At 65.6% G+C, this 26,504-nt stretch carries 28 protein-coding genes; 21 read left to right on the top strand and 7 right to left on the bottom strand.

Translation table 11 applies throughout. The annotated features are described in order from the left end of the window. Positions 1-18 precede the first annotated feature (18 nt). The 18 genes from QUG03_RS14650 to QUG03_RS14565 all read left to right on the top strand — a co-directional run bounded on the left by QUG03_RS14650 (position 19) and on the right by QUG03_RS14565 (position 17,406). Positions 19-174 (top strand): hypothetical protein, encoded by a 156-nt coding sequence (locus tag QUG03_RS14650; RefSeq protein ID WP_158274200.1) that lies wholly within the window; start codon positions 19-21, stop codon positions 172-174. A 73-nt stretch (positions 175-247) separates the two neighbouring features. Then, entirely contained in the window at positions 248-844 is a 597-nt protein-coding gene (locus QUG03_RS14645; RefSeq protein WP_107797774.1) for a Maf family protein, read from the top strand. A gap of 17 nt (positions 845-861) precedes the next feature. Continuing rightward, positions 862-2,358 (top strand): ribonuclease G, encoded by a 1,497-nt coding sequence (gene rng / locus QUG03_RS14640; RefSeq protein WP_048413615.1) that lies wholly within the window; start codon positions 862-864, stop codon positions 2,356-2,358. A 7-nt stretch (positions 2,359-2,365) separates the two neighbouring features. After that, the gene (locus QUG03_RS14635; protein WP_500820312.1) at positions 2,366-3,076 is read left to right on the top strand and encodes a TIGR02117 family protein; all 711 of its coding nucleotides are present in this window, start codon (positions 2,366-2,368) and stop codon (positions 3,074-3,076) included. 34 nt (positions 3,077-3,110) lie between these two features. Beyond that, entirely contained in the window at positions 3,111-3,890 is a 780-nt protein-coding gene (cysE, locus tag QUG03_RS14630) for a serine O-acetyltransferase (RefSeq protein WP_107797772.1), read from the top strand. After that, positions 3,887-4,690, top strand: a complete 804-nt coding sequence (locus tag QUG03_RS14625) for a DUF3658 domain-containing protein (RefSeq protein ID WP_500820311.1) — start codon at positions 3,887-3,889, stop codon at positions 4,688-4,690. Before cysE ends, QUG03_RS14625 begins: the two co-directional genes overlap by 4 nt. A gap of 134 nt (positions 4,691-4,824) precedes the next feature. After that, complete coding sequence (locus tag QUG03_RS14620) at positions 4,825-5,667, top strand: isopenicillin N synthase family dioxygenase (protein WP_500820310.1); 843 nt, start codon at positions 4,825-4,827, stop codon at positions 5,665-5,667. 277 nt (positions 5,668-5,944) lie between these two features. After that, positions 5,945-6,175: a DUF2061 domain-containing protein gene (locus QUG03_RS14615; protein WP_019102374.1), complete on the top strand. Its 231-nt coding sequence runs from the start codon at positions 5,945-5,947 to the stop codon at positions 6,173-6,175. Between the two features lie 118 nt (positions 6,176-6,293). Beyond that, positions 6,294-6,821, top strand: a complete 528-nt coding sequence (locus QUG03_RS14610) for a GbsR/MarR family transcriptional regulator (protein ID WP_107797769.1) — start codon at positions 6,294-6,296, stop codon at positions 6,819-6,821. A 115-nt stretch (positions 6,822-6,936) separates the two neighbouring features. Continuing rightward, positions 6,937-7,308, top strand: a complete 372-nt coding sequence (locus QUG03_RS14605; RefSeq protein WP_253313544.1) for a hypothetical protein — start codon at positions 6,937-6,939, stop codon at positions 7,306-7,308. Further along, a complete protein-coding gene (locus QUG03_RS14600; protein WP_500820309.1) occupies positions 7,305-8,144 on the top strand; it encodes an NAD-dependent epimerase/dehydratase family protein in 840 nt (279 codons plus the stop codon). The genes QUG03_RS14605 and QUG03_RS14600 overlap by 4 nt, the downstream gene beginning before the upstream one ends. After that, positions 8,141-8,509 carry a DoxX-like family protein gene (locus tag QUG03_RS14595; protein WP_500820308.1) on the top strand — a complete coding sequence of 123 codons (369 nt, stop codon included), beginning with the start codon at positions 8,141-8,143 and terminating at the stop codon, positions 8,507-8,509. The genes QUG03_RS14600 and QUG03_RS14595 overlap by 4 nt, the downstream gene beginning before the upstream one ends. Further along, positions 8,506-8,976 carry a DUF2269 family protein gene (locus QUG03_RS14590; protein WP_500820307.1) on the top strand — a complete coding sequence of 157 codons (471 nt, stop codon included), beginning with the start codon at positions 8,506-8,508 and terminating at the stop codon, positions 8,974-8,976. The genes QUG03_RS14595 and QUG03_RS14590 overlap by 4 nt, the downstream gene beginning before the upstream one ends. Before the next feature lie 78 nt (positions 8,977-9,054). Further along, complete coding sequence (locus QUG03_RS14585; protein ID WP_235085037.1) at positions 9,055-11,211, top strand: UvrD-helicase domain-containing protein; 2,157 nt, start codon at positions 9,055-9,057, stop codon at positions 11,209-11,211. An 85-nt stretch (positions 11,212-11,296) separates the two neighbouring features. Next, complete coding sequence (locus tag QUG03_RS14580; RefSeq protein ID WP_107797762.1) at positions 11,297-13,012, top strand: tetratricopeptide repeat-containing response regulator; 1,716 nt, start codon at positions 11,297-11,299, stop codon at positions 13,010-13,012. Beyond that, positions 13,000-13,740 (top strand): LytR/AlgR family response regulator transcription factor, encoded by a 741-nt coding sequence (locus QUG03_RS14575; RefSeq protein WP_107797761.1) that lies wholly within the window; start codon positions 13,000-13,002, stop codon positions 13,738-13,740. The genes QUG03_RS14580 and QUG03_RS14575 overlap by 13 nt, the downstream gene beginning before the upstream one ends. Positions 13,741-13,968: 228 nt before the next feature. Then, entirely contained in the window at positions 13,969-15,669 is a 1,701-nt protein-coding gene (locus QUG03_RS14570; protein ID WP_500820306.1) for a hydrogenase maturation protein, read from the top strand. A 279-nt stretch (positions 15,670-15,948) separates the two neighbouring features. Next, positions 15,949-17,406, top strand: coding sequence for a diguanylate cyclase domain-containing protein (locus tag QUG03_RS14565; RefSeq protein ID WP_500820305.1), 1,458 nt, complete (start codon positions 15,949-15,951; stop codon positions 17,404-17,406). Between the two features lie 27 nt (positions 17,407-17,433). On the opposite strand, the gene QUG03_RS14560 is transcribed toward QUG03_RS14565, so the two are convergent. From QUG03_RS14560 to QUG03_RS14530, 7 genes are all read right to left on the bottom strand, one after another. Next, positions 17,434-18,789, bottom strand: a complete 1,356-nt coding sequence (locus QUG03_RS14560; protein ID WP_107797758.1) for a nucleobase:cation symporter-2 family protein — start codon at positions 18,787-18,789, stop codon at positions 17,434-17,436. A gap of 110 nt (positions 18,790-18,899) precedes the next feature. After that, positions 18,900-19,403, bottom strand: a complete 504-nt coding sequence (locus QUG03_RS14555) for an ureidoglycolate lyase (protein ID WP_488905687.1) — start codon at positions 19,401-19,403, stop codon at positions 18,900-18,902. Between the two features lie 42 nt (positions 19,404-19,445). Beyond that, a complete protein-coding gene (gene alc, locus QUG03_RS14550; RefSeq protein ID WP_488905688.1) occupies positions 19,446-20,486 on the bottom strand; it encodes an allantoicase in 1,041 nt (346 codons plus the stop codon). A 47-nt stretch (positions 20,487-20,533) separates the two neighbouring features. Continuing rightward, positions 20,534-21,151: a LysE family translocator gene (locus QUG03_RS14545; RefSeq protein WP_486636360.1), complete on the bottom strand. Its 618-nt coding sequence runs from the start codon at positions 21,149-21,151 to the stop codon at positions 20,534-20,536. A gap of 24 nt (positions 21,152-21,175) precedes the next feature. Beyond that, positions 21,176-21,688: a 2-oxo-4-hydroxy-4-carboxy-5-ureidoimidazoline decarboxylase gene (gene uraD / locus QUG03_RS14540; RefSeq protein ID WP_253313552.1), complete on the bottom strand. Its 513-nt coding sequence runs from the start codon at positions 21,686-21,688 to the stop codon at positions 21,176-21,178. Next, positions 21,679-22,617, bottom strand: a complete 939-nt coding sequence (puuE, locus tag QUG03_RS14535) for an allantoinase PuuE (protein ID WP_488905689.1) — start codon at positions 22,615-22,617, stop codon at positions 21,679-21,681. Before puuE ends, uraD begins: the two co-directional genes overlap by 10 nt. Before the next feature lie 17 nt (positions 22,618-22,634). After that, the gene (locus tag QUG03_RS14530; RefSeq protein ID WP_488905690.1) at positions 22,635-23,375 is read right to left on the bottom strand and encodes a GntR family transcriptional regulator; all 741 of its coding nucleotides are present in this window, start codon (positions 23,373-23,375) and stop codon (positions 22,635-22,637) included. A gap of 177 nt (positions 23,376-23,552) precedes the next feature. On the opposite strand from QUG03_RS14530, the gene uraH reads away from it, so the two are divergent. From uraH to QUG03_RS14515, 3 genes are all read left to right on the top strand, one after another. Further along, a complete protein-coding gene (uraH, locus tag QUG03_RS14525) occupies positions 23,553-23,906 on the top strand; it encodes a hydroxyisourate hydrolase (protein ID WP_500820304.1) in 354 nt (117 codons plus the stop codon). Between the two features lie 33 nt (positions 23,907-23,939). Further along, positions 23,940-25,196 (top strand): urate hydroxylase PuuD, encoded by a 1,257-nt coding sequence (locus QUG03_RS14520; protein WP_500820303.1) that lies wholly within the window; start codon positions 23,940-23,942, stop codon positions 25,194-25,196. 400 nt (positions 25,197-25,596) lie between these two features. Beyond that, a complete protein-coding gene (locus tag QUG03_RS14515) occupies positions 25,597-26,046 on the top strand; it encodes a hypothetical protein (RefSeq protein WP_500820302.1) in 450 nt (149 codons plus the stop codon). Positions 26,047-26,504 lie beyond the last annotated feature (458 nt).

The following is a 26,504-nucleotide window of genomic DNA, read 5'->3' as shown; positions in this document are numbered from 1 at the left end:
GGGGTATGACGACAGGAGATGGGGAAGCAAGCCGCCATGATACCGGGCAGCGCGCTCCGCCGCAGCAGGCCGCCGGAAAAAAACCCGTCCGCGCGCCGCTTCCACGCCTTTAAAAACAGGAAATTGACGCCATTTGAATGGGAGCTTGCCGGCCTGAAAACGCCCGGCGTCTGATGGATTCGATGGTTGCGGCATCACGCGTCTGGTAACCTAGACGACGACCGAAAGAACAAATGAGCAGACTATCATGACCGCAAATGACACCCGGATTTACCTGTCTTCCGGCAGCCCGCGCCGCCGCGAAATTCTGGAACAGTTGGGCATGCACCTGGAGCGCATCCACGCCGACATCGACGAATCGGTGCGGCCCGGCGAGTCCGCCGTCGCCTATACCGAACGGCTGGCGCTGTCCAAGGCCGAGGCCGGCTGGCAGGTGGTGGAGTCTTGCGGACTGCCGTCCCGGCCCTTGCTGGCCGCCGACACCACGGTAGCGATGGACGGCGAAATCTTCGGCAAGCCGGAAAACGCCGACGACGCCCGCCGCATGCTGCGCGCCTTCTCCGGCCGCGGCCATCAGGCCATCACCAGCGTGGCGGTGCGCGAAGGCGAACAAGTCAGACTCAAGACCTCGGTGACCGAGGTGTTCTTCCGTCCGCTCAGCGAGCAGGACATCGAGCGCTATCTGGACAGCGGCGAGCCTTTCGACAAGGCCGGCGCTTACGGCATCCAGGGCAAGGCCGGCGTCTTCGTCGAGCGCATCCACGGCAGCCACAGCGGCGTGATGGGCCTGCCTATCTTCGAAACCGCGGCGCTGCTGAGCGAATTCGGCTTTCAGTTTCCATGAGCGCGCGGGGAACCACCATGCTGCATCAATCGATACCCCTGCCGCGCGATCTGCCGCGCCCCAAAGAACAAATCCTGGTCAACATCACCCCGCAGGAAACCCGGGTCGCGGTGTTGGAAGACGCCGTCGTCCAGGAACTGCACGTGGAGCGCGCCGCCAGCCGCGGCATCGTCGGCAACATCTACCTGGGCCAGGTCAAGCGCGTGCTGCCCGGCATGCAGAGCGCCTTCATTGAAATCGGCCTGGAGCGCGCGGCCTTCCTGCACATCGCCGACGTGCTGGAACAACGCCAGCACCCGACCGAGCCGCAACGCATCGAAAAAATGCTGTTCGAAGGCCAGACCGTGCTGGTGCAAGTGATCAAGGATCCGATCGGCACCAAGGGCGCGCGCCTGTCCACTCAGATCTCTCTGGCCGGCCGCTTCCTGGTTCACCTGCCGCAGGAAGAGCACATCGGCGTCTCGCAGAAAATAGACAGCGAAAGCGAGCGCCACAATCTGAAGTCCCGGCTGGAAAAGCTGTTGCCGGCCAATAGCCCGCGCGGCTACATCATCCGCACCAGCGCCGAGACCGCGCGCGACGACGAACTGGCCGCCGACATCGACTACCTGTCCAAGCTGTGGTCCGACATCCGCCACAAGTCCCAGCACCTGCCGGCGCAAAGCCTGCTCTACGAGGACCTGCCGCTGGCGGTGCGCGTGCTGCGCGACATGGTCAGCGACTTCACCGACAAGGTGGTGGTGGATTCCACCGAGAACTACAGCCGCATGGTGGAGTTCGCCGAGCAATACGTGCAGATCGCCGTGGACAAGATCGAGCGCTACAGCGGCGAACGCCCACTGTTCGAGCTGCACGGCATCGAAGCCGAGATCGACAAGGCGCTGGCGCGCCGCGTCAACCTCAAGTTCGGCGGCTATCTGATCATCGACCAGACCGAAGCGATGACCACGATAGACGTCAACACCGGCGGCTTCGTCGGCAACCGCAATTTCGACGAAACCATCTTCAAGACCAATCTGGAGGCCACCCAGACCATCGCCCGGCAACTGCGGCTGCGCAATCTGGGCGGCATCATCATCGTCGACTTCATCGACATGGACAACGACGAGCACCAGTCCGCGGTGCTGGCGGAGCTGGCCAAGGCGATGGCGCGCGACCGCACCCGCGTCACCCTCAATGGCTTCACCAGCCTGGGCCTGGTGGAAATCACCCGCAAGCGCACCCGCGAAAGCCTGGCCCACGTGTTGTGCGAACCCTGCCCCACCTGCCAGGGCCGCGGCGAGATCAAGACCGCGCAAACCGTGTGCTACGAGATCCAGCGCGAAATCGTGCGCGAGGCGCGCCAGTTCGACGCCAAAGGCTACCGCATCCTGGCCGCGCAATCGGTGATCGACATGTTCATAGACGAGGAATCGCAAAGCCTGGCGATGCTGATCGACTTCATCGGCAAGCCGATCTCGCTGTCGGTGGAAGCCACTTACACCCAGGAACAATTCGACGTCGTCCTGTTGTAAGCCGCGCATGCCATCCCGCCCGCCCCGTCCGGCGGCCCGGCTGCCGCGCCTGTTGTCCCGCGCGGCGCTGGGCCTGCTGGCCCTGATCGCCCTCTATCTGCTCGCCGCGCTGACCCTGGGCCTGTTGCCGGTCAACCGGGACTGGCGGCCGGCCGAGTCCGGCATACCGGTCTACCTGGACAGCAACGGCGTGCACGCCGGCCTGCTGCTGCCCCGCCGCGCCCCGGGCATGGACTGGGACGAGACCTTTTCCCCGCGCCATCCGCGGACCGGGGCCAATCTGGACAAACTGCCCTATGTGGGCATAGGCTGGGGCAGCCGCAGCTTTTACCTGGAAACGCGGAACTGGTCCGACCTCACCCCAGGCAAGGCGCTCTACGCGCTGTCCGGGCTGGACGGCGCCGTGCTGCACGTGGAATACCTGCCGACGCCGCGCGAAGGCGCCGCCACCCGGCGCCTGCTGCTCGCGCCGGAACAATACCGGCGGCTGACCGGCTTCATCCAGGCCGCCGTCGCCCGCGACGCGGCCGGCCAGGCCCTGTGGATGCCGGGCTATCATTATCATGATCAGGACGCGTTTTACCTGGCCAACGGCCGCTACAGCCCGTTGACCACCTGCAACCAGTGGGTACGCGACGCGCTGGCCGCCAGCGGCGCGCGCACCGCCTGGTGGTCCCCATTCGACCGCGCACTATCCTGGCAATTGAAAGACCGCTGAGGCGCGCCGCCCCAGCGCAAGGGAGTTTCGCAAAATGAACGAAGCAAACGGCGACCCGCTCTGGTCCGCCATCCGGCGGGAAGCCGAACAAGCCGCGCAAGACGAGCCCATGCTGGCCAGTTTCCTGCACATGACCGTGCTGCGCCACACCACCCTGGAAGACGTGCTGGCCTTCCACCTGTCCAGCAAGCTCGCCAGCCCGGTGATGGACGCCCGCGCGCTGATGGAATTGTTCCGCGAGGCGCTGGACGCCGATCCGGCCATCAGCGCCGCCGCCCGCGCCGACATCAGCGCCTGTTTCGACCGCGACCCGGCCTGCGACAACTACTCCACCCCGCTGCTTTACTTCAAGGGCTTCCACGCCATCCAGTGCCAGCGCATCACCCACTGGCTGTGGCGGGAGGAGCGCAAAACCCTGGCGCTCTTTCTGCAGAACCGCATCTCCGAAGTCACCGGCGCCGACATCCACCCGGCCGCGCGCATCGGCCAGGGCGTGATGCTGGACCACGGCACCGGCGTGGTGGTGGGCGAAACCGCCGTCATCGGCGACAACGTCTCGCTGCTGCAGGGCGTGACCCTGGGCGGCACCGGCAAGGAACACGGCGACCGCCATCCCAAGATCGCCGACGGCGTACTGATCGGCGCCAACACCTCCATTCTCGGCAACATCCTGGTGGGCGCCTGCGCCAAGATAGGCGCCGGCAGCGTAGTGCTGGAAGACGTGCCGGCCCACACCACCGTGGTCGGCGTGCCCGCCCGCGTGGTGGCCCGCGCCGAAGGCACCCCGGCGCTGGACATGGACCAGCGCGTATGAGCGCGGAGCGGGTTCACCTCGCCGTCGGCGACTCCGCCGCCGGCATGCTGAACGCGCTGCGGCGCGATGGCCTGCTGGACGGCGAGGTCCTGCCCTTCATCGAAGACCTGAGCGCCGGGCCGCTGCTGGACGCCGACGCCATCGATCAAGGCCTGCGCCTGGCCTGGCATCAGCAACTGCTGCAGGCCCAGCCCTGGCTGCCGGAATACGAGGACGATTGGCTGCGCCGGCATCAAGCCGGCCGCAAAGCGCTGCTGCGGCTGCTGGAGCGGCCGCGGCCGCTCACCGTCTGGCAAGGCCGCAACGCCGGCGACCGCCTGGCGTTGGCGCTGCTGGCCGAGCAGCTGCCGGCGGACTGCCCGTTGACCGTCTGCGTCGCGCCGGTGCCCGTCTGGCAGGCCGGCGACGAGATGGCGGAGTGGAGCATGGCCATGCTGCCGCTGGAACGGCTGGCGGATTGCCGGCGGCGGGAGCGCCCGCTGGCGGCCGGCGAACGCCAGGCGCTGGCCTCGCAATGGCGCCGCTGGCGCGAACACGGCCAAGGCCTGCGCCGCCTGCAAGACGATGACGTCGTCGAAGCGCCGCTGGACCGCTACGACGCGCTGCTGCTGGAGCTGAGCGGCGAGCAGCCGCGCGCGGTGTCCCGCCTGGTCGGCGACGCCCTCGTCCACATCCGGGAAGCGCTGCTGTCCTCCGACATCCTGTTCTGGCGCGTCCAGCAGTTGCTGCGCGCGGGCCGGCTCCGCGCCGAAACCATGGCCGGCGGCGGCTCCTCGCCCTTCATCCGCGCCGGCGGCTGAACCGACGTTGCCGCGACGCGACACCCCCGCGGCCCGCGCTTGGTGATGCCAGGAGCCGCGGGTAAAATCCCAGCCCTCGGCGCCTGCCCCGCCATTGAATGGCAGCGTCCTGCAATCCTCAGGAACCCCACCCCATGAATGTCAGAGTTGTCGACTACCACGCGCCGGACGCGGCGGAACAATTCACCCGCTCCCTGCACGAAACCGGCTTCGGCGTGCTGGTCAACCATCCGATCCCGCAAAGCCTGGTGGAAAATATCTACGCCGACTGGCTGGCCTTCTTCAACAGCCAGACCAAATACGACTACGCCTTTTCCATGGAACGTCAGGACGGCTGGTTCTCCCCGGAGGTATCGGAAACCGCCAAGGGCGCAAGCCTGAAAGACATCAAGGAATACTTCCACATCTACCCCTGGGGCCGCGTGCCGCCGGAACTCAAGGCCGACGCCGACCACTACTACGCCGTCGCCAACCAGCTCGCGCAGGAGCTGCTGTCCTGGGTGCAGCAATACACACCGGCCCATATCGCCGCCAGCTACACCGAGCCGCTGTCCCACATGATCGCCGACAGCCAGAAAACCCTGCTGCGCGTGCTGCGCTATCCGCCACTCACCGGCCAGGAGCCGGCCGGCTCGCTGCGCGCCGCCGCCCATGGCGACATCAATCTGCTGACCATCCTGCCCGCCGCCAACGAGCCTGGCCTGCAAGTGCAGGACAAGCAAGGCGAATGGCTGGACGTGCCCTGTGATTTCGGCACCCTGGTGGTCAATATCGGCGACATGCTGCAAGAGGCCTCCGGCGGCTACTATCCGTCCACCCAACACCGCGTGGTCAACCCCTGCGGCGAAGGCGCGACCAAGAGCCGCATCTCGCTGCCGCTCTTCCTGCACCCGCGTCCGGAAGTGGTGCTGTCCGAACGCTATACCGCGGACAGCTATCTGAACGAGCGCCTGCGCGAACTGGGCGTCAAGATGTAAGAACCGCCGCGCGTCGCGCGGCCTAACCCGGTGGGTGCGGCTTCGCAGCCTCATCCATCATCCCCTTGCCGCAACGCCTTGTCTCGCCTGCGCTCGCGCGATCGTGAACAGACGGCAAACCCCTCGCAGCGGCGGCTTCCCACCGCCGCTGGCGACCCTCCGCAATCAAATCCAAAAATTCATTAGAAAAATGCTATCGCTCTGAGCAAAATATTCAACTGGCCCACTTAAATGATAATGACTATCATTCAATAAATACTCAACGTGGAGCCCTGCCATGCTCAAGACCATTACTTTCGCCATCTGCCACTTCACCGTCGCCTTCAGCGTGGCTTATCTGCTGACCGGGAATATCGGCGTCTCCAGCCTGCTGGCCCTGGTGGAACCGCTGGTCAACACCGTGGCCTATTACTTCCACGAGAAGGTGTGGGACCGCATCCGCGGCCGCAAGGCCCAAGCCGCCGAAACCGGCGCCGCCGGACACAACGCCCTGTTCCATCAGCACTGACGCCAACGGCGCCGCGCCCCGATCCGGGCGCGGCCTTGCTCTCGCGGCGCTTCGTTCCGCTCCATGCCAATGAATTTCTGTATTGACAGAAATTTCGGAAACAACTATCGTAAGCACCATGGAACTGACACCCGTATCCCAACGCTTCGTGCTGCACTGGGGCGAAATGGGCACCCGCTGGGGCGTGAACCGCACCGTCGCTCAAATACACGCGCTGCTCTTCATCACCGGCCGCCCGCTGAACGCCGAAGAACTGGCCGACACCCTCAACGTGGCCCGTTCCAACATCAGCAACAGCCTGAAAGAGCTGCAGAACTGGCAGCTGATCCGCATCGTGCACGTGCTGGGCGACCGCCGCGACCACTTTGAAACTTCGGGCGACGTTTGGGAACTGTTCCGCATCATCGTGGCGGAGCGGCAGCGCCGTGAAATCGAGCCCACCCTGCTGGTGCTGAAGGAATGCATGGACAGCCCGGACTTCCAGCAGGAGAGTCCGCTGGCGCAGGAACGCATCCGCAACACCTGGCAGTTCATGGACACCCTCACCTCCTGGACTCGGGAAATGCTGCGCTTGTCCACCGCCACGCTGAGCCGGGTGCTGAAGATGGGCGCCAGCATTCAGAAACTGCTGGGACGGGATAAATAAATTCGCCGCGCACGCGGGCGCCGCCGGGCGGCCTTGCCCCGCCGGAAACCTCGCGCATTTTTTTTGCCATTACATTTCTGTTTTGACAGAAATTTCAGAAACAAAGGAGAACACCATGAGCGGATTCATCACCAGCATGATCATCGTCCCCCTGCTGTGCAGCCTGTTGTGCTGGTGGCTGCTGGCCGGCCCCTTGCGGCAAGTGACCCAGGCCCTGTGCGAGCACGGCGCCGGCGGCCCGTTCTGGCAGCGCGCCTTCTTGATCCTGATCCTGGCCGGACCGCTGCTGGCCGTGCTGCTGTTCGCGCCGGACGCCCCTTCCGCCTCTCTATGGCTGGACATCCGCGCCATCCTGATGTGGGCGCTGCTGGGCGTGGTGGCCCAGTTGCTGGTGCTGCTGCGCCTGGTCTGGCGACAGGTGGCGCCCCGCCCCGTCGCGCGGCAGGCCCAGCCCCTGCCCGCCGCGCCTCAGGAGACCGCGCAATGAAGATACTGCTCTTGGGCGGCGGCGGCTTCATCGGACGGCCGCTGCGCCAGCGGCTGGAACGGGACGGGCACCAAGTCAGCGCGCCCTCGCGCCGGCAGTTGGACCTGCGCCAGCCGCGCGCCGACTGGCGTCAATGGCTGGAAGGCGTCGACACGGTGGTCAACGCCGCCGGCCAGTTGCTGGACCGCCCAGCCGGCGTGCTGGAAGCCGTTCATCACTTGGGACCGCTGCAGTTGGCCAGCATGGCCTATCAAGCCGATGTGCGCCGCTGGGTGCAGCTGTCGGCGCTGGGCGCGGACCCGCAGGCCGCCACCCCGTTCCTGGCCGGCAAGGGCCGCGGCGACGCCGCCCTGCTGGCCAGCGGCCTGGAAGCCCGCATCGCGCGGCCCTCGCTGATCTACGGCCCGCAAGGCGCCAGCAGCCGGCTATTGCTGCAACTGGCGCGGCTGCCCCTGTGGCTGCTGCCCGACGGCGGCAATCAGTGCATCCAGCCGCTGGCGCTGGACGACGCGGTGGAGGGGCTGGCGCGGCTGGCCTTGGCCGACGACGCGCCGGAAGGCGTCATCGAGTTCGTCGGCGCCGAGGCGCTGACCCTGGCCGACTACCTGCGCCAGTTGCGTCGATTGCAAGGACTGAACGCCCCGGCCTACACCCTCAACCTGCCGCCCCAGGCCAGCCGGACACTGGCGGCTTTGGCCGAACGCTGGCCGTCCAGCCTGATCAGCCGCGACACCCTGGAGATGCTGAACCACGGCAGCTGCGGCGACCCGTCCACCCTCGGCGCGCTGCTGCAACGCGCGCCGCTGGCCAGCGGCCAATTCCGGGAAGCGCCATGACCCCCTCCACGCGCAACATCGAATACGCGTTGGCGGCGCTGTGGCTGTGGAGCGGCCTGCAGCCGCCGCTCAGCGCCTGGGACGCGTCCGTCGCCATGCTGCAGCGGCTGCCCTTGCCCGCCGCCTGGGCCGCGCCGCTCTTCCTCGCCGCCTGCGGCCTGGACCTCGTCTTCGGCCTGCTGACGCTGGGACGCCCCTGCCGCGCCTTGTGGCGGACCCAGGCCGCCGCCGTCGCCGGCTACAGCCTGACGCTGGCGCTCTGGCTGCCGGAAAACTGGCTGCATCCGTTCGCCCCCTTAGTGAAAAACCTGCCCATCCTGGCCATGCTGCTGTGGCTGGGCGCCCGCCGGGAGACTTCCGCATGAACGCCTATCTCGTGGTCAAAACCCTGCACATCCTGTCCGCCACCCTGATGGTGGGCACCGGCTTCGGCTCCGCCTTCTACCTGTTCTTCACCAACCGCGGCCGCCAGACTGCGGCCCAGGCCGAAGTGGCGCGGCTGGTAGTGCGCGCCGACTGGTGGTTCACCACGCCGGCGGTGATCTTCCAACCGCTGTCCGGCCTGTGGCTGGCGCGGCAGGCCGGCTGGCCGCTCGCCAGCAACTGGCTGCTCGCCTCCATCGGCCTGTTCCTGTTCGCCGGCCTGTGCTGGCTGCCGGTGCTGCGGCTGCAAACCCGCATGGCGGCGATGGCGCGCGCCGCCGTCGCCGCCGGCCAGCCGCTGCCCGCGCGCTACTGGCGCTACGCCCGCTACTGGGAATGCCTGGGCTATCCGGCGTTTTGCGCGATGCTGGCGGTGTATTTTCTGATGGTGCTAAAACCGACACTGTAAGCAACGGCGCGCCAAAACCGCCACGCCGCACGCCTGGTGTAAAATGGCGTTTTGCCTGAACCAGATAGACACCTCGCCATGACAGATCTCCTCGCCGGCCTCAATCCAGAACAACTGCGCGCCGTCACCTGGCCCGACAAGAGCGCGCTGGTGCTGGCCGGCGCGGGCAGCGGCAAGACCCGGGTGCTGACCACCCGCATCGCCTGGCTGTTGTCCACCGGACAAACCAGTCCCAGCGGCGTTCTGGCGGTGACCTTCACCAACAAGGCCGCGCGCGAGATGCAGACCCGGCTGGCGACCATGGTGCCGGTCAACGTGCGCACCATGTGGATAGGCACTTTCCACGGCCTGTGCAACCGCTTCCTGCGCTCCCACTACCGCGACGCCGGCCTGCCGCAGACCTTCCAGATTCTGGACTCCGCCGACCAACAGGCGGCGATCAAACGCCTGCTGAAAAGCCTGGAACTGTCAGACGAGAAATTCCCGCCGCGCGCGGTGCAAAGCTTCATCAACGGCAGCAAGGAAGCCGGCCTGCGCGCCGACAAGCTGCCGCCGGCGCTCAATCCCTACGAAGCCAAGCTGGTGGAGCTGTACGCCGCCTACGACGCCCAATGCCGCCGCGAAGGCGTAGTGGACTTCGCCGAACTGCTGTTGCGCAGCTACGAGCTGCTGAGCGCCAACCAGGCGCTGCGCCAGCATTATTGCAGCCGCTTCCGCCACATCCTGGTGGACGAGTTCCAGGACACCAACCGCCTGCAGTACGCCTGGCTCAAGCTCTTGGCCGGCGACGGCGGCTCCTTGTTCGCCGTCGGCGACGACGACCAGAGCATCTACGCCTTCCGCGGCGCGGAAGTGGGCAATATGCGCTCCCTGCTCAACGACTTCTCGGTCAGCGAGCCGGTGCGGCTGGAACAGAATTACCGTTCGATGGGCAATATCCTCAACGCCGCCAACGCGCTGATCGAGCAGAACGATGGCCGGCTGGGCAAGAATCTGTGGACCGACGCCGGCGAGGGCGAAAAGATCCGCCTGTTCGAAGCCTACTCCGACGGCGAGGAAGCCGAGTTCATCAGCGACGAGGTGCGCAGCCTCAAGCGGGACGGCTTCAATCTGTCCGACATGGCCATTCTCTACCGTTCCAACGCCCAGTCGCGCTTGCTGGAACACGTGCTGGTCAACGCCCAGATTCCCTACCGCATCTACGGCGGCCTGCGCTTCTTCGAACGCCAGGAAGTCAAACACGCGCTGGCTTATCTGCGCCTGATCGCCAACCCGGAAGACGACAACGCGCTGCTGCGCGTGATCAATGTGCCGGCGCGCGGCATCGGCGCGCGCACGGTGGAAGGCCTGCAAGCGGTCAGCCGCGAGCAGGGCGTCACCCTGTGGCAGGCCGCCTGCGCCTCCGGCGGCGGCCGCACCGCGGCCAAACTGGGCGAGTTCGTGCTGCTGGTGGAGCGCATGCGCGAACGCGGCCGCGAGCTGCCGCTGGCCGAAGCCGTCAGCCTGGCCATAGACGACTCCGGCCTGCGCGCGATGTACGAGCAGGACAAGAAAGAAGGCGAAGAGCGCCTGGCCAACCTGGACGAATTGATCAACGCCGCCGCCGGCTTCATGCCGGACGAGCCGGCGCAAGCGCTGACCGAATTCCTCAGCGCCGCCAGCCTGGAAGCCGGCGAACACCAGGCCGAAGCCGGCAGCGACGCGCTGCAACTGATGACGGTGCACGCCGCCAAGGGCCTGGAATTCGACGCCGTCTTCGTCTCCGGCCTGGAAGAAGGCCTGTTCCCGCATGAAAACAGCATGAACGACGGCAAGGGCCTGCAAGAAGAACGCCGGCTGATGTACGTGGCCATCACCCGCGCGCGTCAGCGCCTCTATCTGTCCAACGCGCAAAGCCGCATGCTGCACGGCCAGAGCCGCTACCCCATCCGCTCGCGCTTCGTCGACGAAATCCCGGCGGAGCTCACCCACGACCTATCTGCTAAAGTGAAAGCGACGGCCAAGACAAATGCATCGACAAATGCATCCTGGCGCGCGGTTCCGAAGGTGGGCCGCGTGGCCGCCGACAACAGCCAGGGCTTCCGCATCGGCCAATCGGTGGAACACGCCAAGTTCGGCAGCGGCGTGGTGATCAACGCCGAAGGCGGCGGCGAGGATGTGCGCCTGCAAATCAACTTCGCCGAGCACGGCGTGAAGTGGCTGGATCTGCGCTACGCCAAGCTGAGCGCCGGCTAAGCCTCTCGCCGCGGCGGCGGCCGCTTGAGCGATTTTTGTAAGTCGCACTGATGACAGTTTGCGGAGAATCGTCAAAGATAGCGAGATGAGCACAGCCAACACCAACTCGACCACCTTCCAGAGCGTCGCCGCCGCCAGCAAGACCGGCGCCGCGCCGCGGAAAAGCTACGACGATCCGTACAGCAAGCGTCTGTTCCTGATCATAGACAGCCTGCCGGAAATGCAGCGCGCGCTGGCGATGACCCTTTCCTCCTTCGGCGCCGACAAGGTGGAGTACGCCAGCAAGGCCGGCGACGCGCTGGCCAAGATGGGCAAGTACGAGTTCGACGTGGTGCTGTGCGACTACGATCTGGGCAACGGCTACGACGGCCTCTACCTGTTCGAAGAGGTCAAGGAACGCAATCTGATCAAGCAGTCCTGCGTGTTCATGATCGTCACCGGCGAGCGCCGCTCCCAGCGCGTGATCTCCGCCGCGGAACTGGGGCCGGACGACTACCTGCTCAAACCCTTCACCGGCGAAGTGCTGCGCGAGCGGCTGGAAAAGGCGATGCGCCGCCGCGAAGCCTTCCGTCTGGTGGACGAGGCCATCATGCGCCACGAATACCTGAGCGCCATCGAAGTCTGCACGCGCCTGATCGGCGAGCGAGGCGAATTCACGCTGGACTTCATGAAGCTCAAGGGCTCGCTGGCGCTGAAGATTGGCGACTTCGACAGCGCGCGTTCCCTGTACATGGACGTGCTGCGCATCAAGCCGGTGCCCTGGGCCAAGATGGGCCTGGCCAAATCGCTGACCGGGCTGAAAGCCTACGACGAGGCGCGGCTGCTGTTCGAAGAGGTGCTCACCGACAACGACCGGGTGATGGAAGCCTACGACTGGCTGGCCAAGCTCTACCGCAGCAACCACAATCTGGACGAAGCCCAGGCCACCTTGAAACAGGCCACCGACATCTCGCCGGTGGTGTTCCGCCGCCAGCAGCAGCTGGCGGAAGTGGCCCTGCTCAATAATCAGCTGGAAGTGGCGGAAGGCGCCTGCCAGACCACGCTGGACATCGCCAAATACACCTGGCACCGCAGCCCCACCCACTACGCCGCGCTGGCGCGGGTGCAACTGGCGCGCGGCGACACCGCCAACGTCGGCCGCACCCTGTCCAATCTGCGCCGCGACTACCGCTACAACGAAGAAGGCGAATGGATGGCCGGCGTGGTGGACAGCCAGCTGCAAAACAAAAAGGGCAACCGCGACAAGGCGCGTCAGTTGTTTAGCGACGCCGAGACCAAATTCCGCCAGCTGGCGCCCAAACTCAGCAGCGACGCGCAGATGGAGTTCGCCCGCGCCTGCTACGCCCAGGGCCACAAGGACGCCGGCAACAGCGTGATGCGCGACCTGGTGCGCAACCATCACGACGACGAGGAACTGCTGGCGCGCTTCGGCGACATGTTCGAAGAAGTGGGCCTGGGCGAGGACGGCCGCCAGCTGATCGCCGACAATGTGCAATCGGTGCTGGAACTCAACAACCAGGCGGTGCGCGAAGCCCAGGCCGGGCAATTCGACTCCGCCATCGAGCGCTTCGTCAAAGCCCACGAGGAAATGCCGCAAAACATCCAGGTCATGCTCAACCTGATCAACGCCACCATGGCCTACGTCCACCGCCAGGGCTGGCACGAAAGCCATATGCGCCGCGCCCACGACATGCTGAGCAAGGTGCGCGACCTCGCCCCCACCAACAACAAGTTCCAGAAAATCCTGCAAGCCTGGCGCATGCTGGTGGAAAAGCTGGGCAAGCCGCAATGGGTGCTGTAAGCCCCTGGCAAGATTGGCGCGCGCTGGTGGTGGACGACGAACCGCTGGCCTGCGAGCGCCTGCGCCAACTGCTGCGCGAGCAAGGCCTGCAACATGTTTACTGCCTGACCGACAGCCGCCAGGCCATGAGCTGGCTGGCGCAAAACCCGGCCGACATCGTGCTGGCCGACATCTCCATGCCCGGCGTTTCCGGCCTGGAACTGGCTCAGCAACTGCGGCGCCAGCCGCTGGCGCCGCAGCTGATCTTCACCACCGCCCATGAACAGTACGCGGTCAGCGCCTTCGAACTGGAGGCCATAGACTACCTGCTCAAGCCGGTGCGGCGCGAACGCCTGCGTCAGGCGCTGGAGCGCGCCGGCCGCCAGCGCGGCGATGCGCCGCAGCCGGAAGCCAGCTTCACCGTGCGCCAGCGCGACCGCCTGCTGCCCATCCCCTTCTCCCAGGCCCGCTACCTCAAGGCCGAACTCAAATACGTCACCCTGGTGACCCCGGACGCGGAATACCTGCTGGACGAAACCCTGATCGCGCTGGAACAGCGGCTGGGCGACGCCGCCGTGCGCATCCACCGCAATTGCTTGGTGATGCGCCACGCGCTGCGCGAGCTGTTCCGCGCCAGCGCGGACGGCGAGGAACAATGGCAGGTGCGCCTGGCCGATATCGGCCAGCCTCTGCCGGTCAGCCGGCGGCAGCTGGCCGGCATCAAGCAATGCCTGCACCAGCAGGACTAGGCGCGCCCTTCCCTCCCCGCGCGCCGTCGCCATATATACAGATCACAAAACCAAAGCATCTGTAATCATTAATGGCAGAAAGCTGCGTTCTGCTTTTCAATCGCATCAAGCTTGACTTTAGTCATTTGTCATTATCAGAACTAAAACTATCATCCTCGCCCATGCGCACGGTTCGCGCGGCAGCGTCCCGCCGCCGGCCATACATTCATTTTTGGGCAAGGAGCGGTCATGCGGTCATTGAAAATCATCTTGTTGTCGTCGGCGTTCAACGGACTCACCCAGCGTGCCTGGCTGGAATTGCGCCAGTCCGGCCACCAAGTCAGCGTGCAGCTGTTCACCAATGAACAGGAAGTCAGCGCCAACATCCAGCAATCCGGCGCCGATCTCGTCATCTGCCCCTTCCTCAAGGACCGGGTGCCGGAAACCCTGTGGCGCGACGCCAGCCGGCCGGTGGTCATCATCCACCCCGGCATCGTCGGCGACCGCGGCGCCTCGGCGCTGGACTGGGCCATCACGCTGCGGGAAAAACGCTGGGGCGTCACCGCGCTGCAGGCGGTGGAGGAAATGGACGCCGGCCCGATCTGGTCCAGCTGCGAATTCGACATGCCGCCGGACGTGCGCAAATCCGAGCTCTACAACGGCCCGGTCAGCGACGCCGCCCTGTATTGCATCCGCGACGTGGTGGAGAAGTTCGGCACCGGCTTCAAGCCCGCGCCGTTGGACTACGGCCAAGCGCATGTGCGCGGCCGGCTGCAAGCCAATATGCGGCAAAGCGACCGCGCCTTCCTGTGGCAACAGCCCGCCGCCGAGATCAAGCGCCGCATCGACGCCGCCGACGGCCAGCCCGGCGTGCTGACGCAACTGGCCGGCGGCGACTACTACGTCTACGACGCCCATCTGGACTACCGCGCCGGCCAGCCTGGCCAACTGCTGGCGGTGCACGACGACGCCGTGCTGGTGGGCGCCGGCGAGCACAGCCTGTGGCTGGGCGCGCTGCGCCGCAAGCCGGAGGCCGGCGAAGAAACCTTCAAACGCCCGGCGCGCCATGTGCTGGCCGGCTTGCTGGACGACGTGCCGCGGTTGGACTGGAGCCTCGCCACCCATCCTCACTGCGAGGAAAGCTATCAGCCCATCCGCTACCGCGAATACGGCCGCGTCGGCGAGCTGACCTTCGAGTTCTACAACGGCGCGATGAGCACCGAGCAATGCCGGCGGCTGAGCGAGGCCCTGCGCTGGGCCAAGGCCCAGGACACCAGCGTGCTGCTGGTGCGCGGCGGCCGCGGCAGCTTCAGCAACGGCGTCCACCTCAACGTGATTCAGGCCGCGCCGGAACCGGGGCTGGAAGCCTGGGCCAATATCCAGGCCATAGACGACGTCTGCCAGGAAATGCTGACTGCGCGGCAGCTGGTGGTGTCCGGCCTGAGCGGCAACGCCGGCGCCGGCGGCGTGATGCTGGCCCTGGCCGCCGATCTGGTGTTCGCCCGCGGCGGCGTGGTGCTCAACCCGCACTACAAGACCATGGGCCTGTACGGCTCGGAATACTGGACCTACAGCCTGCCGCGCGCGGTGGGCGAGGAACAGGCCCAGCAGCTGACCGAAGCCTGCCTGCCGCTGAGCGCGCGCGAAGCCTGGCGTCTGGGCATGGTCCACGACATCGGCCCGCACGACCCGCACGACTTCGGCGTCTGGCTGCGGCAGGCCGCCGGACTGGCGCTGAGCGACGACCGCTTCCGCCCGCAGCGCGCGCGCAAGGCCGAGCTGGATCTGGAGCGCATGGAGCGCTGCCGCCAGACCGAGCTGCTGGAGATGCGCCAGGACATGGTGGAAAACCGCGGCCAGTTCCTGGAAAAATGCCGCAACTTCGTGCTCAAGCGCAAAGCCTGCGGCACGCCGCAACGCCTGATCGCCGACTGGGCGCAGGCGCGCTGAGCAACGGCGAGACAGCGCTTTAAAACAGCCTTCAAAGAGCAAAGCCCCGTCTCTTCAACGCCCAAACGGCCCGCCCTGGCGGGCCGTTTGATTTCAATCTCATCCCGAAAAACCACAGTATTGTTTTACGTACAACTACTTAAAACCCGCTTTTTCATCAGTCAAAGCTAAAAAATAGCCGCTCCTTCTTATAAAATCTGTCATCCCCTCTTTCCCCCTTCCTACGGTTGCTACATGCGGACACGGCTGGTTTATGCAGGATGCATCGCGATATGGCTGGTGCTGAGTGCGCTAGTGGCCCTGTCGGTCGCCAGTCACGCGCTGCTGGGCGCGGAGCAGCAATTCAACCGCGACGCCCTGCTGCTGTCCGAACAGCTCAATCAAAAACTGCAAAGCCATGAAACCGTGCTGGACAGCTACGCCACCTTCAGCACGCTGGACCGCAGCTGGAGCCTGCCGTCCGAGAAAAGGCTGGCCCGGCAACTGCTGCGCCGTTATCCCCAGATCCAGTGGCTGGGGCATATCGAACGCATCAGTCCCGGCCAATTGCCGATGTTCAGACAACGCTTGAAGCAGCTGTACGGCCAGGCGCTGCCCCTGCCCGCCGCCAGCGGCGACGGCTGGGAAGGCCGCTTCGGCCTGTTCCCGCTCGCCTTCATCGAACCCATGCCCCAGCCCGGCCTGCTGGCCGCGGACCTGGGCCGGCTGCAAACCGCGCGCCAAGCCCTTCAGAACGCGCTGGAAAGCGGACGGATGGAAATCTCCAGTCAGATCAAGTTGCCCGGCCTCCCGGCCGGCTATCTGCTGATCCGCGCCATGGACGATATGCTGAGCAAGCCGCTGGCCGCCCCGCTGGCGCCGGCCCACTTCGCCGCCATGGCGATACGCGCCGACAGCCTGCTGCCCAGCCCGCTGGCGCTGCGCGAGGGCGTGGAAGTGCGCCTGTTCCACCGCAACGACCCGCCGCCCGGCCCGCCCACCCTGCTGCGTGACGCGGCACGCGCCAGCGCCCTGGAAACCCTGCTCTTCCCCCGGCTGGAAGCCCGCCATCCGCTGGGCGGCGCCAGCCAGCCGCTCTTGCTCACCATCAGCCAGCAACTGGGCTGGCGGCAGATAGGCGCGTTTGAATGGGGCATGCTGCTATTCCTGTCGCTGGCCTTGCTGGCCGGCCTGCTGCTGGTGTCGCACCACTATCTGCAACTGGCGCACGGACGTCGCCAGCGTGAAAACCAACTGTTCTACCTGGCCAATCACGACCGTCTGACCGGCCTGGCCAACCGCAATCTGTTCTACGACCGGCTGCAACACGCCATCTCTCGGGTGGACCGCAGCGGCAAGCGGCTGGCCTTGCTGTTCCTGGACCTGGATCGCTTCAAACCGGTGAACGACACCTACGGCCACATCACCGGCGACCGCATCCTGCAACTGATCGCCGCCCGCATCAAAGAAGAATTGCGCGGCGAAGACACGGTCGCGCGGCTGGGCGGCGACGAGTTCGTGGTGCTGATGGAAGACATAGAATCCAACCGCGAGGCGGACAAAATCGTCAATCGCCTGAAACAGGTGATTCATCAGCCCTACGAGGTCAACGATAACCTGATCACGGTGGGCGTCAGCATCGGCATCGCCTATTACCCGGAGGACGGCTTGTTGATCGACGAACTGCTGACGGTGGCGGACCGCAAAATGTACGGCGACAAGCGCGAGATCGCGGCGGCGGGCGCCGAGACGGCCTGATCCCAGGCCGCCGCAACCCCGCCCCCGCTAATGCGCGGCCTCCCCAAGCGCGACGCCTGACGACGCCGTCTCCCGCGGCCGCGCCAGGCCGTTGAACCAGACATTCAGCGCCACCGCGCTGACCGTGGCCAACAGGATGCCGCTGTGCAGCAGCGGCGCCAGCACCTCCGGCAGTTGCCGGAAAAAACCGGGCGACACCGTGGGAATCATGCCCAGACCCAGACTGATGGCCACCACCAGCAGATTATGCCTCTGCGTCTGATAGTCCACCTTGCCCAGAATCTTGATGCCGGTGGCCAGCACCATGCCGAACATCACCAGGCCGGCCCCGCCCAACACAAAGGGCGGAATAGACGCCACGATCAGCGACATCTTGGGCACCAGGCCAAACACCACCAGGATGCCGCCGGCCATCACGCACACCCAGCGGCTGCTGACCCCGGTGACGCCCACCAGGCCGACGTTCTGGGAAAACGAGGTATGCGGGAAGGAATTGAACAGACCGCCGATCACCGTGCCCAGCGCGTCCACCCGCAGGCCGCGCACCAAGGCCGCCCTGTCCACCGGACGTTCCACGATCTCCCCCAGCGCCAGAAACATGCCCATGGACTCCACGAAGATGATCAGCATCACCACGGTCAGCGTCAGGATGGACCACAGCTCAAAGCGCGGCATGCCGAAACGGAAGGGCGCGATGGGCGCGAACCAGGCCGCCTCGCCCAGGCCGCCCAGATTGACCTTGCCCAGCAGCAAGGCCAGGACAAAGCCGAACAGCAAACCCAGCAGCACCGCGATATTGCAGAAAAAGCCTTTCAGATAGCGGGTGATCAATAGGATGAACACCAGCACCGCCACCGATACCCCCAGATAAAGCGGATGGCCGTAATCCGGGTTGCCCCTGCCGCCGGCGGCCCAGTCTATGCCGACGCGGATGATGGACAGGCCGATGGACGTGATCACCACCCCGGTGACCAGCGGCGGAAACAGGCCGATCAAGCGCCCCATCAGCGGCACCAGCAACAGGCTGAGCACCCCGGCGCCGATAGTGGCGCCGAAAATGCCGGGCAGGCCCAGCGCCGGGTTGCCGCCAATGGCCACCATCGGGCCCACGGCGGCGAAAGTCACCGCCATGATGACCGGCAGCCGGATGCCCAGACCGCGGAAGCCCACGCACTGCAATAGCGTCACCAGCCCGCAACAGAATAAATCGGCGCTGATCAAGAACGCGATCTGCTCCTTGGGCAAGCCCAGGGAACCGCCGATGATCAGCGGCACCGCCACCGCGCCGGCGTACATCACCAACACATGCTGCAGGCCCAGGGTGAACAGCTTGCCCGCCGGCAGGGGCTGATCCACCGGGTGCACCGTCTGCTTGCCATCCATGCTCGTCTCCTTGGTAGATGCCGGGCCGCTTTTTCAAACACGCGGTCCTGGCGACTTGCGGGTATTACACAATCGACTCCTTGACAGCAAAAAGGGAAGGCGGCGCAGGCTCAGCCCGCGCCGCCCGGTTTGATCAGGCAGGGGCGCGACAAGACGGCCTCGTCGCAGTTGTCGCCGGTGCCGATGCGGTCCAGCAGAATGAAATCGCCCACCTGCTCCAGACAGGTCAGCGGGTGGTGCCAGGTGCCGCGGTGGTAGTTGACGCCCTGATCCCCGCGCGCCAGGAAGGCGCGAATCCGGTCTTCGTCCGGGCGGTCGCCCATGCCTGCCGGCGCCACCACCACCACGCAGGCGGCGCCGCTGCAGGGGATGAAGGCCTGGCTGCCCAGCGGATGCCGTTCCAGCATGCGGATCTCCAACGGCAGGCCATGCGCGTCGCCGCGCGCCATGCTGATGCCGGGCTGGCCGCCGCCGGCCTCCACCAGGCCCAGCCGGTGATAGCGGCGAGTGCTGCCCTGATTGATGGGAAACCAATCGCTGCCGTCGATTTCGATCACATCGCCAAACGGGGCGAACGCCTGTTTGGTCAACGGTTCCAAGCTTAGAATCCTCATGCCTCGCTCCTCAACAGAACGCCGTCGGCAAGGGCGAGCGGCTCAATCCGCCAGCCGTCCCCAAATCCGCAACCGGCTGACTCCGCCGTCCGGGAAGATGTTCAGCCGCACATGGGTGACCGCGCCCAGATCGCGCAGCATGGTCTTGTCGTAAAAATGCTGCCGGTCCATCTCGGTTTTCTGCTCCGGCAACAAGTGCTCCCAAAACATGGCTTGGGTCACGATGGATTGATCGGTGCCTTGACGAACGTAAGCCGCCTGCACCGAGACCCGATCCGGGTAATTGCCCTTGAAATGCGCGGTGTCGACTTCGATGCTGTCCACCAGCGCCGCATGTCCCAGCTCGACGATGCACCAGTCGTTGCCCGGCTCTCGGCGGCGACGGGTTTCCCAGCCGTCGCCCATATTCACGCCGCGCCCCGGCATGATCAGCCGGAAGGGCACGCCGAAGTGGGCATCGTTATAGGCGACGATGCGGCCGCCCTTTTCCAGCGCCGACACCTCATGCAGCGCGTCCGGGTCCTGTCGCGCCCAGTCGCAGGCGGGCTGGCCGTAGACGCGGAAACGCGCCACGCCGCCGTCCGGGTAAATATTCAAACGCAGATGGGTCCAATCACGCGCATCGTCGATGGCGATGAAATGATGAGCGCTGGCGCCCAAGGAGGTGGCCGACAGGATTTCCACCCACTCGCTGCCTTCGTCCGGATCGCCGGCCGAACGGCAGGCGTCCACCGAGGCCGCCGGCGGGTAGTTGCCGCTGAAGTGGCTGGTGTCGATGTCCAGTCCCTTGATCACCCCGGGCAGGCCCAGCTTGATCACCGCGTGGTCGTAGCCGCCGTTGCGGCGGCGGCGGGTTTCCCAGCCGTCCATCCATTTGCCGTGATCGTCGAACTCGCCGACGATGAACACCGGCTCGGACGCTTGCAGCATCCGTTCCGCCGCGGCGAACCACTGATCGGAACAGGCAAGGACCCTGGCGCCGAAATCCGCCGCGGCCAGATTGGCGTAACGCCGGGCGAACTCCGGCACCTCGACCGCCGGGGCGTGCAGCGCCGTTCCCGCCGGGTGATTGACAAGCGCCATCAAACTTTCTCCTTATCAATGACGTCGGCGCGCGCGCCGTACGCCGTTCATGCCGCCAGCCGGCTCCAAATCAGCGCCAGCCCCAAGGCGAGAAAAAACAAGGCCGAAACCTTGAGGAAGACGAGCCGCAGCACCGCCAGACGCTGGAAGAACAGCTCCGCCAACAGGCCGTACGCGGTCTTGCACGATAAATCGATCGCCACCCAGCCGGCCGCCATCCAGCCCAGTTGCGGCGCCAGCGGCGCTTGGGCGTTGATAAACTGCGGCAGCAGCGCCACGAAAAAAGCGATGTCCTTGGGATTGCTGATGCCCAGCAGAAAAGCATGGGAAAACCATTGCGCCGGCGCCGCCTTTCGGCTGCCCTGAGCCGCCGCGGCCCGGCCGGCGCCGCGCCAGGTCTTGAAACCCAGCCACAGCAGATAGCCGGCCCCCAGCGTCTGCAGGACGGAGAACAGACCGGGAGAGGCCAGGATCAGCGCGCCCACGCCCAAGGCGGACAAAAGCAGCAGCGACAAAGACGCCAGCACGCCGCCGGCAAACGCCGGCCAGGCGCGCAACAGGCCATGCTCGGCGCTGGTGGCGACCATGAACAGCGACAGGGGGCCGGGCACGGCGATCACCACCAGGATGGACAACAAGTACATGACGAGAATCTGGCTGGACATGGCGGCTCCGGTCTAGGCGCGGGATCAGGAAGAAATCAGTTCGGCCAAGCGCAGGCCGGCGATCCGATAGATTTGCTGCAAACAGGCTAGCCGTTCCGCCTCCGGCTCCGCAGCCAGCCGCCGCTGGAACTCGGCGATGACGCCGGCGCGCCCATAGCCGCGCACCGCCAGGATGAAGGGAAAACCGAAACGGGCCCGGTAGTCGGCGTTCAGCCGCCGCAACAACTCCAGTTCCTGCGGCGAACACTGATCCAGGCCGGCGCCGCCTTGCTCGGCGGCGGATTCGGCGGTCAACTCCCCGCGCAGCGCGGCCTTGCCGGCCAGCTCCGGGTGGGCGCGGATCAGTTTCAATTGCGCCTCCGCGCCCGCCTCCTCCACCTGCCGCCGCATGCAGCCGTGCAGGTCCGCCACGCTGGCGAACGGCCTCAGGCCGGCCGCCTGCGCCGCCACCCACGGCGAGTGCTCGAAAACACCGCCCAGCGCGGTGACGAACTGCTCCGTCGGCAGGGCGTTGATGCGTTCCAGCGTCAAGGACATGGCCGCTCTCCGGTGAAAGGATGCGTCTCCCACCAATGCCGGGCGATGTCCAGCCGCCGGCAGATCCATACCCGCGGATGACGCTCCAGATAATCGAGAAAACGACACAGGCCGGCAAAGCGGCCGGGCCGGCCGATCAAGCGGCAATGCAGACCCACCGACAACATGCGCGGCTTGTCCGCCCCTTCGGCGTAAAGCACGTCGAACGCGTCTTTCAGATAGCTGAAAAAATGCTCGCCGGTATTGAAGCCCTGCGCGGTGGCGAAGCGCATATCGTTGGTGTCCAGCGCGTAAGGCACGATCAGATGCGGCTGCTCGCCGCCGTCGCTGCGCCGCACCAGGGTCCAGAACGGCAAATCGTCGCCGTAGTAATCGGAGTCGTAGAGAAAGCCGCCGTCGTCCGCCACCAGCCGGCGCGTATTGGGGCTGTCGCGGCCGGTATACCAGCCGGACGGACGCTGGCCGGTCAAACGACGGATCGCCTCCACGCAGCGCCGCATGTGCTCGCGCTCCACCGCTTCGTCCACCTGCTGATAATGCAACCAGCGATAGCCGTGGCCGGCGATCTCGTGGCCCAGCTCCGCCAGCGCGCCGGCCAGCTCCGGATGCCGCTCCAAAGCCATGCCGACGCCGAACACCGTCAAGGGCAGGCCGCGCCGCTCAAACTCGCGCAGAATGCGCCACACCCCGGCGCGCGAGCCGTACTCGTAAATCGACTCCATCGACAGATGCCGCGCCGGGTAGGCCGCCGCGCCGATGATTTCCGACAAGAACTGCTCGGAGCCGGCGTCGCCGTGCAACACGCAACTCTCGCCGCCTTCCTCGTAATTGAGCACGAACTGCACGGCGATGCGCGCCGCGCCCGGCCAATTGGCCTCCGGCAGATCGCGGCCGTAGCCGATCAAATCGCGTGGATAATCCGCCTGCATGGCCATCCTTCCCGCTGTCAGCGCTTAAGATTGAACACCGTCCACGGGTCCAAATGGGTATGGGTTTCCACCTTCATCCGCCGCTCGCAATCCTCCAGATGATGGTGCATCGCCGCCGCCGCGCCGGCGCGGTCCCCCGCCTCCAGCCGCGTCAGAATCGCTTCATGCTCGTCGAAGGAACAAGCGCTGCGGCCGGGCACATCGTACAAAGCGATGATCAGCGAAGTGCGCGAACACAGGCCGTGCATCAACTCGGTCAACACCTCGTTGTCGGCAAGCCGCGCCAATTGCACATGGAAGGCGTTGGACAGACGGATCCAGCTGACCCGGTCGCCGCGCTCGAAGGCGGCGCGCTCGTCGGCCACCATGCGCCGCATCGGCGGCAGGCGCTCGGCCAGATCGGGCAAGGCCAGCAGCTTGTCCAGAATCGCCGCCTCCACCATGCGCCGCGCCTCGAACACATCGCGGGTTTCCTTCTCGTCCGGCTTGGCGACGAAAGCGCCGCGGTTGGGCAGGATGTCGACGATCTTGTCGTGCGCCAGCTGGGCCAGCGCGCTGCGGGCGCTGCTGCGCGAGCATTGAAAGGCGTCGCACAGCACCGCCTCGGTCAGCTTGACCCCCGGCAATAAGCGCTGGTCTATCACCGCGTCGAAGATTTCCCAGTACAAACGATCGGCGTCATTGCTCGGCGCGCCGTCGCCCACCAAGGTGGACGCTCTGGGCGCCGCGGCCTGCGTTCCGTTAGCGGAATGCAACATGTCCTCTCCCGGTATTTCCATATCCCGCTCTATGCCTTCAGAATTTTGTTGACAATTATTGTCGTTGGCAAACACTATCGTCAACACAAATTGTCGACAATTTTAAATCGCCATCGCGAACAGCAAGATCGACAACAGGTCCGCCAGATCGGGCCGCACAACAAAGGAGAAACAACCGTGGGCAAATTGACCACCCATGTGCTGGACACCATGCACGGCAAGCCGGCGGCGGGCGTGCGCTGCCAGTTGTACCGGCTGGACGGAGAACAACGGCTGTTGCTGGCCGAGGCGACGACCAACAGCGACGGCCGCTGCGAACGGCCGCTGCTGGAAGGCGAGCAACTGCGCGCCGGCGTGTACGAACTGCTATTCCATGCCGGCGATTACTTCGCCGCCCAAGGCGTGAAGCTGCCGGAACCGCGCTTTCTAGATCAGGTGGTCTTGCGCTTCGGCGTCGCCAAGGCGGACGAAAACTTCCATGTGCCGCTGGTCCTGACGCCGTGGAGCTACTCCACCTACCGCGGCAGTTGACGCTGTTCCCGTCCCCCACCCGGAAACCTCGCCATGGAAAACTACCTGCTGGAGCTGGGCAACCTGCTGCTGCGCTGGTTGCACGTGATCGCCGCCATCGCCTGGATAGGCGAATCGATTTACTTCGTCATGTTGGACAACAGCCTGTCGCCGCCCGCCCCCGCCGATGCCCGGCGCGGCCTGCACGGCGAGATGTTCGCCGTACACGGCGGCGGCTTTTACCATAACCAGAAATACCTGGGCCAACCGCCCTTCCCGCTGGACGACAAACTGCACTGGTCATTCTGGAAATCCTACGCCACCTGGCTGTCCGGCTTCGGCCTGTTCTCCCTGCTCTACCTGCTCAATCCCGCCTTCTACCTGGTCAACCCCGCCAGCCCCTGGGCCTGGGCGGCGGCCTTGTCCGGCGGCGCGGCCGCCTTAATCGCCGTCGCCTTCCTCTTGGGCGGCTGGCTGGCCTACGATCAGCTCTGCCGCCGCATCAGCCCGGACATGAACCGCGACGGCGCGCTCAGCCTGGCCGTGGCGCTGCTGATGGCGCTGGCGGCCTACGCCAGCAGCCACATCTTCCAGGGCCGCGCCGCCTTCCTGATCACCGGCGCGGTCATGGCCACCTGCATGTCGGCCAATGTCCTGTTCTGGATCATTCCCGGTCAGCGCCGCATGGTGCGCGCCATCCAGGCCGGCGACAAACCCAATCCGCTGGATGGACTGCGCGGCAAGCAGCGCTCGGTGCACAACACCTATTTCACGCTGCCGGTGGTGTTCCTGATGATCAGCAACCACTACGCCTTCACCTTCGGCAGCCGCCACGCCTGGCTGATCATGGTGCTGTTCATCCTGTCCGGCGCGCTGATCCGCCAATACTTCGTGCTGCGCCACTCCGGCCGCCAGCGGCCGCTGCTGCCGGCGCTGGGCGGCCTGCTGCTGGTCGGCGTGGCGCTATTGGCCGCGCCGCCCCCGCCCAATACCGCGCCCGCGGCGCCGCAAGCCGCGGTGGACGCCGCTGAACCGGCGGCGGCGCAAACGGCGGCCGATGTCCGTCTGCGGCAGATTCACGCCATCATTCAAAACCGCTGCCTCTCCTGTCACTCGGCCACGCCCAGTCAGGCCGGTTTCGTGGCGCCGCCGGCCGGCCTGAAGTTTGACGATGCGCAGGAGATTCTCATCAACGCGCACCGAATCAAGCAGGCGGTGGCGTCCAAATACATGCCGCTGGCCAATTTGACCCAGATGACCCAGGAAGAGCGCGAGACTCTGGCGAAATGGGGGCCGGCGCCCGGCCGCTAACGCAACGCCGACCCGTTTGAAAATGGCGAGCGGCTTAGCCATATGGGTTGACTGGGGATAACTTTCCCATTCCGCCCCATCTGTGGATATCTTGAAACGATCAAGAAGCCGCCTCGCCTTGACCCCCGCCCGCCGCTCGGCAACAATCCCCACGTTGCCGCCAAAACAAGCGGTACACGGGATTGGCGTCCCGTCCTCTACTTACCAACTTCTGCTTACGCGGCATGCCGCGTGAGCAGCTTTACTATGGCCGTGCCATTTGGCAGGCGCATGGTGGGGGAGTGCCATGCACTCACTGGTTTGGTAAGTAGACCAGTACGCCAATCCTGCCACGCGCCTGCCTAATCCCTCAGCCTTCCCCGGCAGGTGGTTTATCTTGTGTCACAGCAGGAGAAACACCATGCAACATGCTCAAAACTTTCCCCCGCGCCGTCGCTACAAACTGAACGCCCTGGAGCAACAGAGCGCACTGCTCCCCTTCGTCCGCTTCTGCCCCGGCCGCACCTACCCGCATTACTGGCAAATGCCCACGCCCAGCAAGGATCTCCTCGCCGACCACGCCTATGGCCGCGAATGCGCGGCTCACCTGTTGCAATGGCTGAAGGACAACCGGGAATACGTCGGCAAAGGCCTGCTGAGCCGCGTGGCGCGCGACATCGATTTTGACGACCGCGCCGGTCGCGGCCAGTGGATGGGCTTTTTCAACTATCTGGAAATCATGATGCTGCTGGGCGCCGACCGGGTCCGGGTTTACCGCCATGTCGATAGCCAACACCAGATCTACCTGGCGCTGGGACAGCGCTTCAGCCTGGAAGCGCGCTTCCGTCGCATCCGCCTGCGAAACCGCTAAGCGTCTTGCGGTGGGTATCGCTGCGCTCCACCCACCCTACGGCGGATGGTCTTGTAGGGTGGGTGGAGCCGATAGGCGATACCCACCAAACCCTGCCGCCAAGGTCCAAGCATCGATCCCACCGCGTTTCCGCGTGGGTATCGCTGTGCTCCGCCCACCCTACGGCAGGAGGTTTGGTCGGGGGTATTTGTAGGGTGGGTGGAGCCGTAGGCGATACCCACCAAAGCCCGCCGCCAAGATCCAAATCGATCCCATCGCGTTTCCGCGTGGGTACCGCTGCGCTCCTCCCTCCCTACGGCGGATGGTTTGGTCGGAGGTATTTGTAGGGTGGGTGGAGCCGATAGGCGATACCCACCAAAGCCCGCCGCCAAGATCCAAGCATCGATCCCATCGCGTTTCCGCGTGGGTACCGCTGCGCTCCTCCCTCCCTACGGCGGATGGTTTGGTCGGAGGTATTG

This window comes from Chromobacterium sp. CCUG 30098 (assembly GCF_059916605.1).
This window is presented reverse-complemented; position numbering and strand designations above follow the sequence as displayed.

Bases quoted from the DNA above. Each gene is read 5' to 3' on its own strand.
- QUG03_RS14650 (WP_158274200.1), top strand. From the start codon at position 19: ATGGGGAAGCAAGCCGCCATGATACCGGGCAGCGCGCTCCGCCGCAGC.
- QUG03_RS14645 (WP_107797774.1), top strand. From the start codon at position 248: ATGACCGCAAATGACACCCGGATTTACCTGTCTTCCGGCAGCCCGCGC.
- rng (WP_048413615.1), top strand. From the start codon at position 862: ATGCTGCATCAATCGATACCCCTGCCGCGCGATCTGCCGCGCCCCAAA.
- QUG03_RS14635 (WP_500820312.1), top strand. From the start codon at position 2,366: ATGCCATCCCGCCCGCCCCGTCCGGCGGCCCGGCTGCCGCGCCTGTTG.
- cysE (WP_107797772.1), top strand. From the start codon at position 3,111: ATGAACGAAGCAAACGGCGACCCGCTCTGGTCCGCCATCCGGCGGGAA.
- QUG03_RS14625 (WP_500820311.1), top strand. From the start codon at position 3,887: ATGAGCGCGGAGCGGGTTCACCTCGCCGTCGGCGACTCCGCCGCCGGC.
- QUG03_RS14620 (WP_500820310.1), top strand. From the start codon at position 4,825: ATGAATGTCAGAGTTGTCGACTACCACGCGCCGGACGCGGCGGAACAA.
- QUG03_RS14615 (WP_019102374.1), top strand. From the start codon at position 5,945: ATGCTCAAGACCATTACTTTCGCCATCTGCCACTTCACCGTCGCCTTC.
- QUG03_RS14610 (WP_107797769.1), top strand. From the start codon at position 6,294: ATGGAACTGACACCCGTATCCCAACGCTTCGTGCTGCACTGGGGCGAA.
- QUG03_RS14605 (WP_253313544.1), top strand. From the start codon at position 6,937: ATGAGCGGATTCATCACCAGCATGATCATCGTCCCCCTGCTGTGCAGC.
- QUG03_RS14600 (WP_500820309.1), top strand. From the start codon at position 7,305: ATGAAGATACTGCTCTTGGGCGGCGGCGGCTTCATCGGACGGCCGCTG.
- QUG03_RS14595 (WP_500820308.1), top strand. From the start codon at position 8,141: ATGACCCCCTCCACGCGCAACATCGAATACGCGTTGGCGGCGCTGTGG.
- QUG03_RS14590 (WP_500820307.1), top strand. From the start codon at position 8,506: ATGAACGCCTATCTCGTGGTCAAAACCCTGCACATCCTGTCCGCCACC.
- QUG03_RS14585 (WP_235085037.1), top strand. From the start codon at position 9,055: ATGACAGATCTCCTCGCCGGCCTCAATCCAGAACAACTGCGCGCCGTC.
- QUG03_RS14580 (WP_107797762.1), top strand. From the start codon at position 11,297: ATGAGCACAGCCAACACCAACTCGACCACCTTCCAGAGCGTCGCCGCC.
- QUG03_RS14575 (WP_107797761.1), top strand. From the start codon at position 13,000: ATGGGTGCTGTAAGCCCCTGGCAAGATTGGCGCGCGCTGGTGGTGGAC.
- QUG03_RS14570 (WP_500820306.1), top strand. From the start codon at position 13,969: ATGCGGTCATTGAAAATCATCTTGTTGTCGTCGGCGTTCAACGGACTC.
- QUG03_RS14560 (WP_107797758.1), bottom strand. From the start codon at position 18,789: ATGGATGGCAAGCAGACGGTGCACCCGGTGGATCAGCCCCTGCCGGCG.
- QUG03_RS14555 (WP_488905687.1), bottom strand. From the start codon at position 19,403: ATGAGGATTCTAAGCTTGGAACCGTTGACCAAACAGGCGTTCGCCCCG.
- alc (WP_488905688.1), bottom strand. From the start codon at position 20,486: ATGGCGCTTGTCAATCACCCGGCGGGAACGGCGCTGCACGCCCCGGCG.
- QUG03_RS14545 (WP_486636360.1), bottom strand. From the start codon at position 21,151: ATGTCCAGCCAGATTCTCGTCATGTACTTGTTGTCCATCCTGGTGGTG.
- uraD (WP_253313552.1), bottom strand. From the start codon at position 21,688: ATGTCCTTGACGCTGGAACGCATCAACGCCCTGCCGACGGAGCAGTTC.
- puuE (WP_488905689.1), bottom strand. From the start codon at position 22,617: ATGCAGGCGGATTATCCACGCGATTTGATCGGCTACGGCCGCGATCTG.
- QUG03_RS14530 (WP_488905690.1), bottom strand. From the start codon at position 23,375: ATGTTGCATTCCGCTAACGGAACGCAGGCCGCGGCGCCCAGAGCGTCC.
- QUG03_RS14520 (WP_500820303.1), top strand. From the start codon at position 23,940: ATGGAAAACTACCTGCTGGAGCTGGGCAACCTGCTGCTGCGCTGGTTG.
- QUG03_RS14515 (WP_500820302.1), top strand. From the start codon at position 25,597: ATGCAACATGCTCAAAACTTTCCCCCGCGCCGTCGCTACAAACTGAAC.